This window comes from Rhodophyticola porphyridii, assembly GCF_003688285.1.
Classification (GTDB): domain Bacteria; phylum Pseudomonadota; class Alphaproteobacteria; order Rhodobacterales; family Rhodobacteraceae; genus Rhodophyticola; species Rhodophyticola porphyridii.
On the sequence record NZ_RCNT01000011.1, the window covers coordinates 47,752 to 64,773 of the forward strand.

Consider the following 17,022-nt stretch of genomic DNA (forward strand, 5'->3'; position numbering starts at 1 on the left):
CCAAACGCTGCGACGAATGCGCCTATCCGCATTGAACCCAGCGCCCGGATCCGCGCCCAGCCCGTTGATCTGGCTGGGAAAACCCAAGCTTGATGCAACATCTTCGCAACATATGGCCCGTCCCATCGTCTACAATCGGGTGACATGCCGCACCACTGGCAGAGCGGGCCAGGCGATGGCGCCTCGCTCGGTCATTCCCGGGCGCATGTCCATGGCGCAGGCCACACCCATCATTGTTCCGAAATCTCGGCCGGGACAGGCGGAACCCTGACGCGATATACACCAATGCGGAAACCGGCCCTTACCGGGGCCGGATATCTGTCGGAACGCTGTACCGGGTGGAGGTAAGTGGGCACCGGTCCTGTAGGAAACGCGCGAACAGGACCAGGACCGGTGCCAATCCGGCGGCCGGGAGGGGCCACCGGATATCTTGAGGATGGCGTCTACTCGCCGCCACCCAGAGAGTGGACATAAACCGAAACCGCGCGCACTTCGGCTTCGCTCAGACGGCCCGCTTCAGAGGCATCCGCAGACCATGGCGGCATCACGCCGAACCGCGAGTAGCGCACTGTGTACTCGATCGCCTCTTCCGAGCCGCCGTAAAGCCAGATCGCGTCGGTCAGGTTCGGTGCGCCGAGGAACTGATCCCCCGAGCCATCGTCCATATGGCAGGAGGCGCAGTTGTTCAGATACACGTCCTCGCCAGCGGCCGCCAAAGTCGCATCGGCCTCCTGCCCTGAGATATTGCGCACATATTGCACGACGCTTGCGATCTCTTCATCGGTCAGGATCTCGTCAAAGGCCGTCATCTCGGAGTACCGCGCATCGAGGTCGTCCTCATTCCGGATCCCGTGAGAGATCGTGAAATGAATGTCGTCGATCGTGCCGCCCCAGAGCCAGTCATCATCCAGCAGGTTCGGATAGCCGGAGGCCTGAACCCCCGCCGCACCCGATCCGTGACATTGCGAACACCATGTGGCGAAGATCGCCGCGCCGCCCTGGATGGCATAGCTGTAGAGATCGGGGTTGGCGTCCGGCGTGATCTCCGACAGTTCCACCTCTGCGATCCGGGCAAGGATCGGGGCATTCATCTCTTCGAAGGTCTGAATGTCCTCCTGCACCTCGGCCCGGGTGGAGTAGCCCAGCAACCCGGGCGTCGCCCCCTGGATCAGCGGCCATGCCGGATAGGCGATCGTATAGCCGATACCCCAGATGATCGTGGCGTAGAAAGTCCACAGCCACCACCGTGGCATCGGGTTGTTGAACTCCTTGATACCGTCCCAGATATGCCCTGTGGTTTCGGGGTCACCCTCCTGCAGGATCTGCTCTTCGGGGTGCTTGGTTTTGTCGTCGGTCATTGCCGCGCCTCCTTGATCTGGGCGGGAGCAGCGTTGTCATCCGCTGCCGGCTTGTCGTCATGTCGAAACGGGATATTCGCGGTGTCGCGATGCACTTTCCGGCTGCCTGGCCGGAGCGCGAACAGGATCACGGCCACAAAGGAGGCAAACAGAAACACACCTCCCCAACTGCCTGCGAAAACCCGCATGATGGTATAGCTGTCTTCCATCCCAGGCGCCCCCTTACCGGCTCTCGTCGGGCGTGAAGGTCGAGAAATCGACCAGCGTGCCCAACATCTGCAGATAGGCGATCAGCGCATCCATCTCGGTGACTTCCGGCTGTCCGTCGAAATCGCGCTGCTGCGCCCCCGGGTACCGCTCCACGACGCCGCTATCACCGAAATCGGTTGCCTGCTGGACGAAATCCAGCTCCGCATTCTCGATCATCTCATCGGTATAGGGCACCCCGACGAACCGATGGGTTTCCATCAGATCGGCGATATAGGTGGGCCGCAAAACGTTGTCCGCAAGGAAGGCGTAGGGCGGCATCACCGATTCTGGCACCACCGATTGCGGATCGGTGAAGTGGTCCACATGCCATTCGTCCGAATAGCGGCCACCCACGCGGGCCAGATCGGGTCCGGTCCGCTTGGAGCCCCACTGGAACGGATGGTCATACTGCGACTCCGCTGCCAGTGAGTAATGACCATACCGCTCCACCTCGTCCCGCATCGGCCGGATCATCTGGGAGTGGCACACATAGCACCCCTCCCGGATGTAGATTTCCCGGCCCGCCAGTTCGAGGGGGGAGTAGGGACGCATCCCCTCCACATCCTCGATCGTGTTCTCAAGATAGAACAGCGGGGCGATTTCCACGATGCCGCCGATGGTCACGACCAGAAAGCTGAGCGTCAGCAGAAGGGTCGCGTTGGTTTCAATCTTCTTGTGTCCGTCAAGAGCTGCCATTGTCCGACCCTCCTTATTCAGCCGGAGCTGCGGCGGCGGGGGCGGCTGCCTTCGCAGGGCCTCGCGTCACAGTCATCCACAGGTTGTAGACCATGATCAGCGCACCGGTCAGGAACAGCGTCCCGCCCAGGCCACGGACCACGTACATCGGGAACTTGGCTTCGACCGTGTCGGCGAAGGAGTTCACGAGGAAGCCCTGCGCGTCGACTTCACGCCACATCAGGCCCTCCATGATCCCGGTCACCCACATCGAGGCCGCGTAGAGCACAATACCGATGGTGGCGAGCCAGTAGTGCCAGCTGACCAGTCTGAGCGAATAGAGCCGCTCCCGGTTCCACAGTTTCGGGAACAGGTAGTAGAGCATCCCGAAGGTGATCATGCCGTTCCAGCCAAGCGCGCCGGAATGCACATGCCCGATCGTCCAGTCGGTGTAGTGCGACAGCGAGTTGACCGCGCGGATCGACATCATCGGGCCTTCGAAGGTCGACATGCCGTAGAACGCGACCGAGGTCACCATCATCCGCAGGATCGGGTCGGTCCGGAGCTTGTCCCAAGCGCCCGAAAGCGTCATCAGGCCGTTGATCATCCCACCCCAGCTGGGCATCCAGAGCACGACCGAGAACACCATGCCGAGCGTCGAGGCCCAGTCGGGCAGCGCGGTGTAGTGCAGGTGGTGCGGACCAGCCCAGATATACAGGAAGATCAGCGCCCAGAAGTGAATGATCGACAGCTTGTAGCTGTAGACCGGGCGTTCGGCCTGTTTCGGGATGAAATAGTACATCATCCCGAGGAAGCCTGCGGTCAGGAAGAAGCCCACCGCGTTATGGCCGTACCACCACTGGGTCATCGCGCTCTGCACACCCGACATGACCGATACCGAGCGGGAGCCGAAGATCGAGACCGGCACCGCCAAGTTGTTGACCACATGCAGCATCGCCACGGTGACGATGAAGCTGAGAAGGAACCAGTTGGCCACGTAGATATGCGGCTCTTTACGCTTCAGGAGCGTGCCGAGGAACACCGCGAGGAAGGCCACCCAGACAATCGTCAGCCACAGGTCCACATACCATTCGGGTTCCGCATATTCGAGGCCTTGCGTGCCCCCAAGCACATAGCCTGTCGCGGCCAGCACAATGAAGAACTGGTATCCCCAGAAGACGAACCATGTCAGTCCGCCCCCCCACATCCGCGCGGCGGAGGTCCGCTGCACAATGTAGAAGGACGCCGCCAGAAGCGCGTTGCCCCCGAAGGCGAAGATCACTGCCGATGTATGCAACGGGCGCAAGCGCCCAAAATTGCCGTAGCCTTGGGTCCACTCGAAGTTGAGCTGCGGAAAGGCCAGCTGGAAGGCAATGACCACCCCCACCAGAAACCCGACGCATCCCCAGAATGCTGTGGCAATCGCGGCGGCGCGCACTGGCCCGTCCATGTATTCATGGGTTGGCACCGGCACCACAGGTTCACCGGTACGGCGGAGTTGCCAGATAAATAATCCCGCCGCCGTGACCATTACCAGGATCATATGGACCATATAGACCATATCCCGGGCGTAGCTGGCCGCGATGGCCGCGCACAGCGCGACCAGGCCAAGGATCAACAGCTTTACGTAATCAAGCATAGATCGTCCCTTCGTCTTTCACCGGTTTGTTCGACTCACATCGAGCCGTCCGGACTTGTTCCATCTGACCCCACATCGCGCAGGTGGCGCATTGCGGCCTTGATCCATGTCAAACCTGCCCCGCGATTGTGTTGACGCAGGTCAAAGCGCGACGAAGCGTCCCGGTCTAGACCGGAAAAAGCTTGCAACTGAGGAGGTTCAACATGGCCTACAAAAGCATATTGACGGTTCTGACCGACACGGATGAAGTTGGCCCGGTGCTGGAGGCCATCCTGCCGTTCGCGCGGGCCGAAGAGGCGCATCTGGATGTGCTCTGCATGGGTGTCGATCGTACGCAAACCGGCTATTACTTCGCCGGCGCCACCGCCCTCATGCATGACGAGACCCTGGCCCAGGCGCAGGCCCTGGCAACGCAGATCGAAACCGGGGCCCGTACCCTGCTTGAGCGGACGGATATCTCCTGGGGGATCGAGGCGCTGGTGACCCAGACCGCCAGCGTGGCCGGTATCGTGGCGCGCCGCGCGCGCTTCTCCGATCTTGTGGTGCTGCCCAAACCCTATGGCGAGAACCAGGCCTCGGATGCACCGGTCGTGGTCGAGGCCGCGATGTTCCAGGGTCAGGCCCCGGCGATCGTGCTGCCCGGCGGTGTTCCGGTCAAGGAGGCCCTCGATCGGATCGTGGTGGCCTGGAACGAGTCCGCCGAGGCGCTCTGTGCAGTGCGCGCCGCGCTGCCACTGTTGAAGGCCGCAAAACTGGTCAACATCCTCATCATCGACCCGCAGCGGCACGCCGCCGAAGTGTCCGATCCAGGAGCAGAGCTTAGCAAGATGCTCAGCCGCCATGGTGTGGAGGTGGAGGTTTCCATCGTGGCCCAGACCCTGCCGCGCGTTTCCGACGTTATCAACCGGCATATCCAGGACCAGAATGCCGACCTCTTGGTCATGGGGGCCTATGGTCATTCCCGTTTCCGGGAGGCGATCCTTGGCGGGGCGACCCGCAACCTTCTGGAAAACGCCGTAGTACCGGTTCTGATGGCGCATTGAAGGCCTGAACCGTCTGGACAGGGAGAAGGTCGACCGCCGGTCCCCGCATCTACGCGGACCGGCGGCGCCTCCGGCTTGCCCTTTCGCCTCAGCAATCCCTGCCGCATGCTCTGCATGGCCTCCATGACAAGACTTGCTTCTGATCCCCATCGGTCTGAAAAACACCAAAGTGGCAAAACTCGCGATCATTCTCACAAGGGTTCGCCGATTGGTAACATGCCCTGATCGCGGGAACCGACCGGCCGTTCTACGGGCTTGATGTGGAATTTCTTCGCGCCCACGACCGGCGAAATCCGGTCGCAACGCGGTTGAAGGCGCGTGTTTCGCACGACCTTTCTGCGCTGGCAGGATGGACCCCGGATGCCGTAATCTTCATAGGCGCCACAATCTGGGAGATCGGTCAGGCACCCGACATGAGCGATCCGCTGAGGGTCCAGCACGCGCGCAGCGCCGTCGGCGCGGATATATGTGGCGGTACACTGGCTATTGCCCGCGCAGGATTGCTCGACACGCTGCGCCACAGCTCTAACGACACCGGTTCCCTCACCCGGAATGCCCAGGACTATGCAGGCTCCGCGCTCTATGCCGTCACACCCGCCACTCTTCCAGAAGATCGCGTGATCACCGCACCCGGCACGGCACCGGGCAGCTTCACGGCTGAGGTGTTCAAAAAGGTGGATGTGGACCCGGACAAGGTGGCGCAGTTCAAAACGGCTATGGCCGCAGAACACGCCCAGGTTCACGTCGTTATCTTGCCTGGTGGATCAGAACGTCACCTGCCCGCCGCCGCCAGCAGCGGAGGCTGTCAGACCAGCATCCCGCCATCCGCATCGTCTCCGGTCTCGTCCATCAACAGGTCGAAATCGGGGATAGTGATGTGGCGTTTGCCCTCAAGGCGGATCACGTCATCGCGTTTCAGCGCGGACATCTGGCGGCTGACCGTTTCCAATGTGAGACCCAGATAATCGGCCATCGCTTCCCGTGTCAGCGGCAGATCGAACGAAACCTCTCCTTTTGACGGCAGGTCCTTCAGGCTGGCATCGCGCCGGGCGATGATCGACAGAAGGCTCGCGATCTTCTCGCGCGCGGTCTTGCGGCCCAGAAGCAGCATCCATTCCCGCGCCGCATCCAGTTCGTCCAGCGTCATTTCCAGAAGCCGCTGACTTATATTCGCATTCTCGGCGATCAGCTTCTGGAAAGGCGCGCGGCGGAAACAGCACAGCATCACGTCGGTCGAGGCCACAACGTCATAGGGTGCGGTATCGCGATTCGGGCGGCCCAGAAAATCGCTCGGCAGCAAGAGCCCCACCATCTGCCGCCGCCCATCCTCCATCGTCTGGGTCAGCGAGGCGACGCCTTCGATCACGGAAGCCACGAAATCCATCTTGTCGCCGGCCCAGACGACCGTCTGCCCGGCTTCGAATTTGCGGTAGTATTTTATGGACTCCAGATGCTCCAGCTCGTCGGTCTCGCACCGGGCGCAAACCGCCCTGTGTCTGATCGGGCAGTCCGCACATTCCTGCTGCGGGATGGCCAGTTGGCGATTGGGCATGTTTATCACCGCAATAGGAGCAACAGTTGACTGTATTGATCTCGATCAATTACAGCGGGGCGTTCGACTTTTAGGTTAACTTAATGGATCATCTGACGCAACTTCGCCGCCTGGGTCTGTTCGACTCGAAAGTGCCTCGGTACACGAGCTATCCGCCTGCCACGAAGTTCTCGAACGACGTGACACCGCAGGTTTTTGCGGATTGGATACGCTCGATCCGCCCCGGCTCTCGCATTTCGGCCTACGTGCATGTGCCCTTCTGTCGCAGATTGTGCTGGTTCTGCGCCTGCCGGACGCAGGGCGTCCGCTCGGACGAGCCGATCGAAGCCTATCTCAGGAGCGTCAAGGCCGAGATCGCCATTCTGCGGGACATCCTGCCCGAAGGGGTGGAGCTTGCACGGCTGCATTTCGGAGGTGGCACACCCACCTTGATGGCACCCGATATGCTCAGCGACCTGACCGCAACGCTGACAGATGTCCTGCCTCTGACTGATGGCGCTGAGTTCTCGGTCGAGATCGATCCCAATGAAATCGACGCCGCGCGACTGGACGCGCTGGCCGCCGCCGGCATGAACCGCGCCTCGATCGGGGTGCAGGATTTCAATCACGACATCCAGCAGATCATCGGCCGCATCCAGAGCTATGACGTAACCCGCGAAGCGGTGGAGATGCTGCGCGCCCGCGGTATCACGTCTCTCAATGCGGATATCCTGTTCGGCCTGCCCAATCAGAGCCAGGCACGGATCTCCGAAACCGTGCAGATGCTCCTGTCTCTCGCACCCGACCGTGTGGCGCTTTACGGCTATGCCCATGTCCCATGGATGGCCAAGCGGCAGGCGATGATCCCAACCGACACCCTGCCCACGCCCGAGGAACGGCTGAGCCTGTTCGACACCGCGCGGCGTCTCTTCATGTGGGACGGCTATTCGGAAATCGGGATCGACCATTTCGCCCGCCCCGGCGACGGGTTGGAGATTGCGGCCCGTACCGGCCATCTGCGGCGGAATTTCCAGGGCTATACCGACGATACCTGTGATGTGCTTCTGGGCATCGGCGCCTCGTCGATCTCCCGCTTCCCGCAGGGCTTCGCGCAGAACGCCTCCGGCACCGCGGCGTATCAGAAATCGGTCAGGGCCGGCGAACTGGCGATCGGGCGCGGCCATGTCTTCAAAGGCGAGGATATCCTGCGCAGCCGCATGATCGAGATGCTGATGTGCGATTTCCGCATCGAAAGCGCCGAATTGCTGGAGAGGTTCGACCTCACGCCCCAGCGGCTGAGAACCTTCTACGCCGATGCGGCGGAGGCGTTTCCCGGCATGGTGCGGTTCGATGCCGACGGGTTCGATATCCTGCCCGAGGGGCGCCCGCTGTCGCGGATCATCGCGCGGGCCTTCGACGAGTACGAGATGCAGGCCGACGGGCACTCCTCCGCGATCTGAACAGATCGCGCGGGCGTGGCGGCATCAGACGGCTCTGCGCTCCTGTCCCGGCACATGCCGTCCCACGCGAGCGACTCAGGCCGCACTGCCCTTTGCGTGAAGATCGAAAGCTGCGGCCAGAAGTGCCCGGGTGTATTCCGATTTCGGTGCGTTGAAGATCTCATCCCTCAGCCCCCTCTCGACGATATCGCCCTGTTTCATCACGATGATCTTGTGGGCCAGCGCGCGGACGACTTTCAGATCGTGTGAAATGAACAGATAGGCCAGCTTGTGGCGCCGCTGCAGATCGCGGAGCAACTCCACGATCTGGACCTGCACGGTCATGTCCAGCGCCGAGGTGGGTTCGTCCAGCACCACGAGTTTCGGGTTCAGGATCATCGCGCGCGCAATCGCGATCCGCTGCCGCTGGCCGCCCGAAAATTCATGCGGGTAGCGGTGCATCATCGCCGGATCGAGGCCCACTTCGGTCAGAATATCGGCCACCATCTGCCGCTTGTTCTGGCCCGGTTCGGTCCCGTGAACGCCCAAGCCCTCGGCGACGATCTGTTCCACCGTCATCCGCGGAGAGAGCGAGCCATAGGGATCCTGAAACACGATCTGCATATCGCGCCGCAGCGGGCGAAGCGCACCCGACTTCCAGCCCTGCACATCCTGCCCCATGAACACCACCGGCCCCTGCGACGAGATCAGGCGCATGACCGCCAGCGCCAGCGTGGTCTTGCCCGATCCGCTTTCGCCGACCACGCCCAGCGTTTCGCCCGCGCGCACGGAAATCGACGCGGCGTTGACCGCCTTCACATGGCCAACGGTCCTGCGCAACAGCCCCCGCTGGATCGGGAACCAGACCCTCAGATCATGGGTGTTCACGATCTCGGGCGCGTTTTCCGGCACCGGGTCGGGCCCGCCCTTGGCCTCCGCCGCCAGAAGCTTGCGCGTGTAGGGATGCTTCGGGTTGTCGAAGATCTCCGCCGTACGTCCGGCCTCAACGATCTCGCCGCCCTGCATGACGCAGACCCGGTCCGCGAAGCGGCGCACGATGCCCAGATCATGGGTGATGAACAAAAGGCTCATGCCCTCGGCGCGTTTCAACTCCGACAGAAGTTCCAGGATCTGCGCCTGAATGGTGACGTCCAGCGCCGTGGTCGGCTCGTCCGCGATCAGCAGATCGGGCCCGTTAGCCAGCGCCATGGCGATCATCACGCGCTGCCGCTGTCCACCCGAAAGCTGGTGCGGATAGGCCCCCAGCCGGGTTTCAGGATCGCGGATGCCCACCTTGATCAGCAACTCGATGATCCGGCGCCGCGCCGCCTCTCCCCGCAGCCCCTGATGCAGGCCCAGACTTTCCGCGATCTGCTTTTCCAGCGTGTGCAGCGGGTTCAGCGAAGTCATCGGCTCCTGAAAGATAAAGCTGATATCGTTGCCCCGCACATGGCGCAATTCCGTCTCCGGGGCGCCGATCATCTCGGTTCCGCGATACTTGACCGATCCGGACAGTTTGGCGCTGTCGGGCAATAGCGCCACCGTCGACAGCGCGGTCACCGACTTGCCCGATCCGCTCTCCCCGACCAGCGCCACGGTCTCCCCTTTGTCGATGGTGAAGCTGACACCTTTGACCGCGTCGGTCGTGGCGCCGTCCTGGGTGAAACTCACCCGCAGATCCCTGACCTTGAGAACGCTCATTTAAACGTCTTTCTGGGGTCGAACGCGTCGCGCACCCCTTCGAAGATGAAGACCAGAAGCGACAGCATGATCGCGAAACTGAAGAACGCGGTGAAGGCCAGCCATGGCGCTTGCAGGTTGTTCTTGGCCTGCAAGGTCAACTCCCCCAGAGATGGCGCCGTGGAGGGCAGGCCGAAACCCAGGAAATCGAGGCTGGCCAGACCCCCGATCGTGCCGGTGACGATGAAAGGCAACATCGTCAGCGTCGCGACCATGGCATTGGGCAACACGTGGCGGAACATGATCACCCGGTTCGATATGCCAAGGGCGCGCGCCGCCCGGACATACTCGAAATTGCGCGCGCGCAGAAACTCCGCGCGGACCACGCCCACCAGAGACGTCCAGCCGAACAGGACCATCAGAAACACGAGCAACCAGAAATCCATCCGGAAGATGGCCGCGATGATGATGATCACGAACAGCCCCGGCGTGTAGCCCCAGATCTCGATGATCCGCTGAAAGATCAGGTCGACCCAGCCACCGAAATAACCCTGCACTGCCCCCGCCGCGATCCCGATCACCGAGGTCAGCACGGTGACGATCAGCGCAAACATCACGCTCAACCGAAAGGCATATATCACCCGCGCCAGCACGTCGCGCGCGGTGTCGTCGGTGCCCAGCCAATGATTGGCATCCGGCGCGGAAGGGGCGGAAGTTCCGATATCGTTGATCGTGTTGTAGGCGTAGGGCACGATCGGCCAGATCAGCCAGCCCTGTTCGATCTCCTCGCCATTGACGATGCCGTCCTCCTGTGCGTCTTCGATCACGCCCTCTGGATCGTCCCAGCAACTTTCAAGCCCGCCCGAGATGATCAGACAGCGCACTTCCGGGTCTCGGTACACAGCCTCGGTCCGGAAATCGCCGCCAAACTGGGTCTCGGGGTAGAAGTTGAAGACCGGGGTGTAGAGCTCGCCCCGAAAGCTGACCAGAAGCGGTTTGTCATTTGCGATCAGCTCCGCGAAAAGCGAGAGGCCGAACAGAACCGAAAAGACGAGGAAGGACCAGTAGGCTCGACGGTTCGACTTGAAGTTCCTCCAGCGCCGCCGGTTGAGCGGTGATAGGTTGAAAAAGCCCCTGGACGGCTCCGGAACATTGGCCGCCGGCGCCGGTTTGGATGTGATTTCCTCTTCCCGCAGCGCCATTCTCAGGTCTCCCGCGTTTCAAAATCGATGCGCGGGTCGATCCAGACATACATCAGATCCGATAACAGACCGACGACCAGCCCGATCAACCCGAAGACAAAGAGCGTGCCGAAGATCACCGGGTAGTTCCGGGTTACCGCTGCCTCAAAACCCAGCCGACCGAGCCCGTCCAGCGAGAAGATCGTTTCGATAATCACCGAAGCACCGAAAAACACGCTTACGAAGACCGCGGGAAAACCGGCGATCACGATCAGCATGGCATTGCGGAACACATGCCCGTACAGAACCCTGTTCTGCGTCAGCCCCTTGGCCTTCGCGGTGGTCACATACTGCTTCTTGATCTCATCCAGAAAGCTGTTCTTGGTCAGCAGGGTCAGCGTCGCAAAGGCGGAAATGGTAGAGGCGGTAACAGGCAGAGCGATATGCCACAGATAATCCAGAATCTTCTGCCACCATGTCAGCGTGTTCCAAACGTCCGATGGCGAGGTCAGGCCGCGTAGCGGGAAGATCTGCCAGTAGGATCCGCCCGCAAACAGCACCAGCAACATGATCGCGAACAAAAATCCCGGGATTGCGTAGGCCACGATGATCACGCCGCTGGTCCAGGTATCGAACCGCGACCCGTCGCTGACCGCTTTGCGAATACCAAGCGGGATCGACACGATATAGGCGATCAGAGTGGACCACAGACCCAGCGTGATCGACACCGGCAGCTTGTCGACCACCAGTTCCATCACGCTTTCGGAGTGGAAGAAACTGTCGCCGAAATCTAACCGCACATAATCCCACAGCATCAGAAAGAAACGTTCCAGCGCAGGAATTCGTTCGGAAACGCACTCCTCCGCATCGAGATCGGGAATACCGGTATATCCCTCGGCGCAGACAATCCGCGCGAAGTTGAACTGAATCTCCAGTTCTTCGAGAAACCGGGGCGGGACGCCGCGCGCGCCCTGATAAGCGCCCTCGATCTCGATATTGCCTGTCTCGCCACCGCCACCCGAAATCGTGGCGAAGGCATCGCCTTCGCCTTCCAGTTGGGCCAGAACCTGATCGATCGGTCCGCCGGGTACGAACTGCGTCAGTGCGAAGTTGATCACCATGATCCCGAACAGTGTCGGGATCATCAGCAATAGCCGTCTGAGGATATATGGGCCCATGGCGCTCTAGAACGCACCCGCTTCGCGAAGCGCCGCTTCGGCCTCGGCATCGACCCACCAGAAATCAAGGAAGCCCAGCGCATAGGGCGGCAGCGGCTCCGGATAGCGGTAGATGTCGTAATAGGCCACCCAGTGGGCGTCGTTGAACCATTGCGGCACGCGGAACCTTTCCCAGCGCAGAACCCTGTCCAACGCGGCCACGGCTACATACAGCTCTTCCTGCGTCTCGGAATTCACGACATGTTCGATCAGCGCGTCCACGGCCGGGTGGGCCAAGCCGGCGGCATTGAACACACTGTCATTCGCAGACTCCGACCCGAAATACTGACGCAGGCCGTTTCCGGGCTCATATCCCATGGGGATGTGACCGGTGATGATGTCGAAATCATAGTCGCGTTCGCGCTGCGTCATCTGCGCGCTGTCTACCCGCGTCAGCCGCGCGTTGATCCCGATCGCACGCAGATTCTCCACATACGGGTTGATCACCCTGTCAAACAACGGGCTAGAGTTCAGAAACTCCACATCCAGCGTCCGCCCGGCCGTGTTACGAGCAAGCCCGTCATCACCAACGGCCCAGCCCGCTTCTTCCAGAAGCGCCGCGGCACGCCGCGCCTTTCGCCGGTCCAGTGTCCGATTGGGATCGGACGCCGGCAGGCTGAAAACCTCTTCGGTGAATACCTCCGGGCGCAACAGGTCGCGCAGCGGCTCCAGCAGGGCCAGTTCGGCCTCGCTTGGCAACCCCTCGGCAGCGAGATCCGTGTTATGCCAGAAGGAGTCGTTCCATTCATAAAGACCGTAAAACAGGGTCTGGTTTGTCCACTCGAAATTGAACATCAGCGCGATGGCCTCGCGCACGCGCACATCCTGAAACTTCTCTTGCCGCAGATTCATGATGAAGCTCTGACCCGACGTGATCGTTCCGTCGGGAAGTTCGGCTGTCACCACATGGCCGCGCTCCAATGCCGGGAAGTCATAGGACGTGGCCCAGTTCGTCGAACTGCTTTCCTGCCGGAACAGATAATTGCCCGCGGTGAACCCTTCGAAAGCGGCAACCGCGTCACCATAATACTCGATCCGGATGCGGTCGAAATTGTGCCGTCCGCGATTGATCGGCAGATCATTCCCCCAATAATCTGGGTTTCGGGCGAAAATCGTGCGCTGCCCCGGCTCCACCTCCTGAAGGACATACGGGCTCGACCCAGTCAGAGGCTCCAGCCGTGCGTCGCTGAAAGCATAGCCGGAAGCTTCGTGGCTCGCGCGCGACATGATCGTCAGACCGCCGGCCGATACGATCCGGCCGCGGATCGGCGCCTCGGGGTTGAAATCGAAGCGGATCCGGCGTTCGTCCAGCACCTCGGCCCCGGCAAGCGTCCGCCCGATGGCCGCGCGAAAGCTCGGCAATCCCTCGTCGCGCATGATCTCGTAGGAAAACAGCGCGTCGTCCGCGGTCACCGGTGTGCCATCGGAAAACCGGGCCTCTTCGCGGATGGTGAAAATCACGTAGGATACGTCTTCAGGATAGGCGATGCTTTCACAAAGCAGGCAATAGGCCGACCCGATCTCGTCGGCGGTGCCCTCCAGCATGCTTTCGAAAAAGATCGATGACAACACTGCAGGTCGCCCCTCGCGCGTGAAGGGATGGAGCGAGTCAAACGAGCCACCGGCCGATGACCATGAAAAAGACATCTCACCGCCCTTCGGCGCATCGGGATTCACATAATCCAGATGTTCGAAATCAGGACCATATCGCAGTTCCCCAAAGGTCGACACTCCATGGGTGACGATCAGGTCGTCCTGAGCCCGCGCGCCCCCGGCCCATAACAGAAGCAAGATCGCTGGCAGAAGAAGCCACCCTGTCAGGTAGCTCCGGTCCGGGCCCGGGACGGTCTGTACTCGGGATCTATGGTCGCGCATGGGCGCCCTCCACTGCTGCTTTGGTCTGACCTGATACATATCTGCGCTAAATCACGTTACGGGGCAGCCCCCCTTTTCATCAAGTTGAGAAATCGTGATCAGCCCCAGTTTGCTTGCTCAACGCCATCCTGAATGCAACAAGACCGCCCCGAGAGGCGGTCTTTTCGACAATCGACGAAATCTTGCTCAATCATCAAGCGTGTCGAGATAGGCGATCAGGTTCGCTCGATCTTCGGCGTCGCGCATCCCGTTATAGGCCATCGCCGTGCCCGGCGCGTATTCGCGCGGGTTCTCGATGAAGGCCGAAATGTTTTCGGGCGTCCAGTCCCCTGTGGTTGCCAGCAGGCCATCGGAATAGTTGAAACCTTCGACCGTGTGTTTCGGCCGCCCGACGACACCGTGCAGATAGGGACCCACACCGTTCACGCCCGGCTGATCCGAATGGCAGGCCGAACACTGCCGCCAGAGCCGTTCGCCGGCGGAAGCATCCGCAACTGCGTAAAGCTCTTCGAACGGAACCTCGATCACCTCTTCGGCAACTTCGGTCTCGCCCTCGCCGGTGTCGATGACATAGCCGGCAAGGTGATCCTCATCATGGTCGCCACCCACGGAATACAGGCCGTCCGCCGCCCATCCGGCCAGCAGAAAGATCAAAAGCGCACCACAGACGGCGCCGCCGATCTTGGTGATGGTCATTGTGTCAAACATGGATGTCCCGTTCTCACATATGGTTCGCGGGTATGTATCGGCTTTCCTGCATGGCTTTCAAGGTGTAGTGAGCGCGACGAAACGACCTGCCGAGAGAATTTCGCCCATGACGTCCCGTATCGCCTTTCAGGGAGAACCCGGTGCCTATTCCCATCAGGCATGCCACGAGGCACGCCCCAGGATGGAGGCGTTGCCCTGCCCGACCTTCGAAGACGTGATCGAAGCGGTTCAGTCGGGCGCCGCGGATCAGGCGATGCTGCCGGTCGAAAACTCCACCTATGGACGGGTGGCCGACATTCACCGGCTGCTGCCTGAATCGGGCCTGCATATCATCGACGAGGCGTTTGTGAGGGTGCATATCAACCTGCTCGGCGTTCCGGGCGCGACGCTGGCCGATGTGACGGATGCGTGGAGCCATCTGGTTCTCTTGCCGCAATGCGCTCTGTTCCTGCGCCAGCACGGGATCAAGGGGCGCGTATCCCCGGACAATGCGCGCGCTGCCCGTGACGTGGCCGACATGGGCGACAAGTCCCATGCAGCACTGGCTTCGGAACTGGCCGGCGACATCTACGGACTTGACGTGCTGGCCCGCCACATCGAGGACCACGATCGGAATACCACGCGATTCCTGATCATGTCGCCGAAAGCCGACATGACCCGCCGAGCCGATCACATGATGACCAGTTTCGTCTTCCGTGTACGCAATATTCCGGCGGCGCTTTACAAGGCAATGGGTGGCTTCGCGACCAATGGCGTGAACATGACCAAGCTGGAAAGCTACATGGTCGGCGGCTCTTTCACCGCCACCCAGTTCTATGCCGATATCGAGGGCCACCCGGATGATCCGCCCGTTCAGCGGGCGATGGAGGAGTTGCGCTATTTCACCTCCATGCTGCACATCCTCGGCACCTACCCGGCGGATCCGGCCCGCGACTGACTAGAGGACCCGCCGCCTCTGGGCACCTCGCTCGCTGACCCAACGTCATCTGACGCCCGGAAGCTGCAAAAAAGCTACAATGTTAGACATAGCTCCGAAGGCGTCCGAAACAGGCGTTTTTCCGAAAATTATGACATAAAAAGCCTCTTCCTCCCCGGAAACCCTATGTCTCAGTACATAGCCCTTCAGACCCGTCTTCCGGGCAACCTGGCAATTCCCTGCCGACCGCGCATTTATTCGCTGCGAAATTCTGGTCGATTCAGGGTCTCTTTCGGGAACCATTCCGGTCTGCTGGATGTTCTTGGATCAGAAGGCGCCTGTTGCGCCCGACGACCATAGGAGACCAAGATGAAACGTTTTCTGAGCACCACCGCAACCGCCATCCTGCTGGGCACCGGCGCCTTTGCGGATGCGCATTCCACCTCGATTATCGAGTACGAATTTACCCAGGGGTCGGATTTCTACGCATCGGAAATGATCGGCATGCGGGTCTATTCGACCGAAGCTGAGATGCAGGCCGACATGACCGTCGCCGCCGATGGTGAGCGTGACTGGAACGATATCGGCGAGATCAACGAAGTCATCCTGACTGAAGGCGGTGACGTTGCCGCCGTGATCGTCGGCGTTGGCGGCTTCCTCGGCATCGGTGAAAAAGACGTGGCTGTCGACATGTCGCAGATCAACCGCGTTGAAGAGGAAGGCGACAGCGGGAATTTCTTCCTCGTCATCAATGCGAGCCAGGAAATGCTGGAGTCCGCGCCCGAATTCACCCGCGCCGAAGCCGGAATGATGGCGACCGAAACTGAAGCCCAGGCCGATGCGGAAACGACATCCACCGACATGGCCATGGCCGAAGACCGCCCGATGCTCGTCGCCCCCACGATCGAGCGCGAAGGCTACATGGCGACCGAGCCGGTGGACCTGACCAGCGAAAACCTCACCGGCGCGCGCGTCTACGGGATAAATGACGAGGATATCGGCGAGATCAGCGAACTGCTGCTTTCCGACGATGGTCAAATCGACCGTGTGGTCATCGACGTAGGCGGCTTCCTCGGCCTTGGTGAAAAGCCGATCGCCGTGACCTTCGAAGAGCTGAGCATCCTGCGCAACGAAGCCGGAGACAGCTTCCGCGTCTACATCGACTCGACTCAGGAAGCGCTTGAGGCACAGCCCGAATATCAGGGCTGATAGATCCGTCGTGAAACGGCCGGCCGGATTATTCCGGCCGGCCTTCTTCATATATATTTGAGATCGGGACGTCACGCCCGATCATTTGACATTTCAAATTTTCTATTTCGTTTTATTAGGAAAAAATTTTCCTTGGATTTTTTTCCAATTCGGAAGTTTCGCACAGCCATTTCTCATGGCCTAGGGTCAGGACTCATAGCCAGTAAATGACGAGTGCGGCGAGAGCGATGGCTGACAGGAAGACCTTCGGGCATCGGTCGTAGCGGGTTGCCACGCGTCTCCAATCCTTGAGCCTGCCGAAC

14 protein-coding genes and 1 pseudogene are annotated in these 17,022 nt (G+C 60.8%); 4 read left to right on the forward strand and 11 right to left on the reverse strand.

The window, feature by feature from the left end; all coding sequences use genetic code 11:
• Positions 1 to 443 precede the first annotated feature (443 nt).
• From ccoP to ccoN, 4 genes are read right to left on the reverse strand one after another with little or no spacing between them, the layout of a single operon-like run.
• Positions 444 to 1,358, reverse strand: a complete 915-nt coding sequence (gene ccoP, locus D9R08_RS17865; protein WP_121899493.1) for a cytochrome-c oxidase, cbb3-type subunit III — start codon at positions 1,356 to 1,358, stop codon at positions 444 to 446.
• Positions 1,355 to 1,567, reverse strand: coding sequence for a cbb3-type cytochrome oxidase subunit 3 (locus D9R08_RS17870; protein WP_121899494.1), 213 nt, complete (start codon positions 1,565 to 1,567; stop codon positions 1,355 to 1,357). Before D9R08_RS17870 ends, ccoP begins: the two co-directional genes overlap by 4 nt.
• A gap of 13 nt (positions 1,568 to 1,580) precedes the next feature.
• Positions 1,581 to 2,303, reverse strand: a complete 723-nt coding sequence (ccoO, locus tag D9R08_RS17875; RefSeq protein ID WP_121899495.1) for a cytochrome-c oxidase, cbb3-type subunit II — start codon at positions 2,301 to 2,303, stop codon at positions 1,581 to 1,583.
• Between the two features lie 13 nt (positions 2,304 to 2,316).
• Complete coding sequence (gene ccoN / locus D9R08_RS17880) at positions 2,317 to 3,921, reverse strand: cytochrome-c oxidase, cbb3-type subunit I (protein WP_121899496.1); 1,605 nt, start codon at positions 3,919 to 3,921, stop codon at positions 2,317 to 2,319.
• A 203-nt stretch (positions 3,922 to 4,124) separates the two neighbouring features.
• Here ccoN and D9R08_RS17885 point away from each other — a divergent pair, with 203 nt between their 5' ends.
• Positions 4,125 to 4,964: a universal stress protein gene (locus D9R08_RS17885; RefSeq protein WP_121899497.1), complete on the forward strand. Its 840-nt coding sequence runs from the start codon at positions 4,125 to 4,127 to the stop codon at positions 4,962 to 4,964.
• A gap of 805 nt (positions 4,965 to 5,769) precedes the next feature.
• Here the strand turns inward: D9R08_RS17885 and fnrL are convergent.
• Positions 5,770 to 6,516 (reverse strand): transcriptional regulator FnrL, encoded by a 747-nt coding sequence (fnrL, locus tag D9R08_RS17895; protein WP_121899498.1) that lies wholly within the window; start codon positions 6,514 to 6,516, stop codon positions 5,770 to 5,772.
• Between the two features lie 83 nt (positions 6,517 to 6,599).
• Between fnrL and hemN the strand changes: the two genes are divergently transcribed.
• Positions 6,600 to 7,955, forward strand: a complete 1,356-nt coding sequence (gene hemN / locus D9R08_RS17900; protein WP_121899499.1) for an oxygen-independent coproporphyrinogen III oxidase — start codon at positions 6,600 to 6,602, stop codon at positions 7,953 to 7,955.
• 75 nt (positions 7,956 to 8,030) lie between these two features.
• Here hemN and D9R08_RS17905 read toward each other — a convergent pair whose 3' ends face one another.
• From D9R08_RS17905 to D9R08_RS17925, 5 genes are all read right to left on the reverse strand, one after another.
• A complete protein-coding gene (locus D9R08_RS17905) occupies positions 8,031 to 9,635 on the reverse strand; it encodes an ABC transporter ATP-binding protein (RefSeq protein ID WP_121899500.1) in 1,605 nt (534 codons plus the stop codon).
• Entirely contained in the window at positions 9,632 to 10,816 is a 1,185-nt protein-coding gene (locus D9R08_RS17910; RefSeq protein WP_121899501.1) for an ABC transporter permease, read from the reverse strand. The genes D9R08_RS17905 and D9R08_RS17910 overlap by 4 nt, the downstream gene beginning before the upstream one ends.
• A gap of 2 nt (positions 10,817 to 10,818) precedes the next feature.
• A complete protein-coding gene (locus D9R08_RS17915; RefSeq protein ID WP_121899502.1) occupies positions 10,819 to 11,973 on the reverse strand; it encodes a microcin C ABC transporter permease YejB in 1,155 nt (384 codons plus the stop codon).
• Between the two features lie 6 nt (positions 11,974 to 11,979).
• Complete coding sequence (locus tag D9R08_RS17920) at positions 11,980 to 13,887, reverse strand: extracellular solute-binding protein (protein WP_121899503.1); 1,908 nt, start codon at positions 13,885 to 13,887, stop codon at positions 11,980 to 11,982.
• Between the two features lie 186 nt (positions 13,888 to 14,073).
• Positions 14,074 to 14,595, reverse strand: a complete 522-nt coding sequence (locus D9R08_RS17925) for a c-type cytochrome (RefSeq protein WP_121899504.1) — start codon at positions 14,593 to 14,595, stop codon at positions 14,074 to 14,076.
• A gap of 106 nt (positions 14,596 to 14,701) precedes the next feature.
• Between D9R08_RS17925 and D9R08_RS17930 the strand changes: the two genes are divergently transcribed.
• Positions 14,702 to 15,532 (forward strand): prephenate dehydratase, encoded by an 831-nt coding sequence (locus D9R08_RS17930; protein ID WP_121899505.1) that lies wholly within the window; start codon positions 14,702 to 14,704, stop codon positions 15,530 to 15,532.
• Positions 15,533 to 15,880: 348 nt separating this feature from the next.
• Positions 15,881 to 16,720: a PRC-barrel domain-containing protein gene (locus tag D9R08_RS17935; protein WP_121899506.1), complete on the forward strand. Its 840-nt coding sequence runs from the start codon at positions 15,881 to 15,883 to the stop codon at positions 16,718 to 16,720.
• Positions 16,721 to 16,913: 193 nt separating this feature from the next.
• Here D9R08_RS17935 and D9R08_RS17940 read toward each other — a convergent pair.
• Positions 16,914 to 17,022 (reverse strand): annotated as a pseudogene (locus D9R08_RS17940) (IS5/IS1182 family transposase); the annotation flags it as partial.

Coding starts and splice junctions, on each gene's coding strand:
- ccoP (WP_121899493.1), bottom strand. CDS start 1,358: ATGACCGACGACAAAACCAAGCACCCCGAAGAGCAGATCCTGCAGGAG.
- D9R08_RS17870 (WP_121899494.1), bottom strand. CDS start 1,567: ATGGAAGACAGCTATACCATCATGCGGGTTTTCGCAGGCAGTTGGGGA.
- ccoO (WP_121899495.1), bottom strand. CDS start 2,303: ATGGCAGCTCTTGACGGACACAAGAAGATTGAAACCAACGCGACCCTT.
- ccoN (WP_121899496.1), bottom strand. CDS start 3,921: ATGCTTGATTACGTAAAGCTGTTGATCCTTGGCCTGGTCGCGCTGTGC.
- D9R08_RS17885 (WP_121899497.1), top strand. CDS start 4,125: ATGGCCTACAAAAGCATATTGACGGTTCTGACCGACACGGATGAAGTT.
- fnrL (WP_121899498.1), bottom strand. CDS start 6,516: ATGCCCAATCGCCAACTGGCCATCCCGCAGCAGGAATGTGCGGACTGC.
- hemN (WP_121899499.1), top strand. CDS start 6,600: ATGGATCATCTGACGCAACTTCGCCGCCTGGGTCTGTTCGACTCGAAA.
- D9R08_RS17905 (WP_121899500.1), bottom strand. CDS start 9,635: ATGAGCGTTCTCAAGGTCAGGGATCTGCGGGTGAGTTTCACCCAGGAC.
- D9R08_RS17910 (WP_121899501.1), bottom strand. CDS start 10,816: ATGGCGCTGCGGGAAGAGGAAATCACATCCAAACCGGCGCCGGCGGCC.
- D9R08_RS17915 (WP_121899502.1), bottom strand. CDS start 11,973: ATGGGCCCATATATCCTCAGACGGCTATTGCTGATGATCCCGACACTG.
- D9R08_RS17920 (WP_121899503.1), bottom strand. CDS start 13,887: ATGCGCGACCATAGATCCCGAGTACAGACCGTCCCGGGCCCGGACCGG.
- D9R08_RS17925 (WP_121899504.1), bottom strand. CDS start 14,595: ATGTTTGACACAATGACCATCACCAAGATCGGCGGCGCCGTCTGTGGT.
- D9R08_RS17930 (WP_121899505.1), top strand. CDS start 14,702: ATGACGTCCCGTATCGCCTTTCAGGGAGAACCCGGTGCCTATTCCCAT.
- D9R08_RS17935 (WP_121899506.1), top strand. CDS start 15,881: ATGAAACGTTTTCTGAGCACCACCGCAACCGCCATCCTGCTGGGCACC.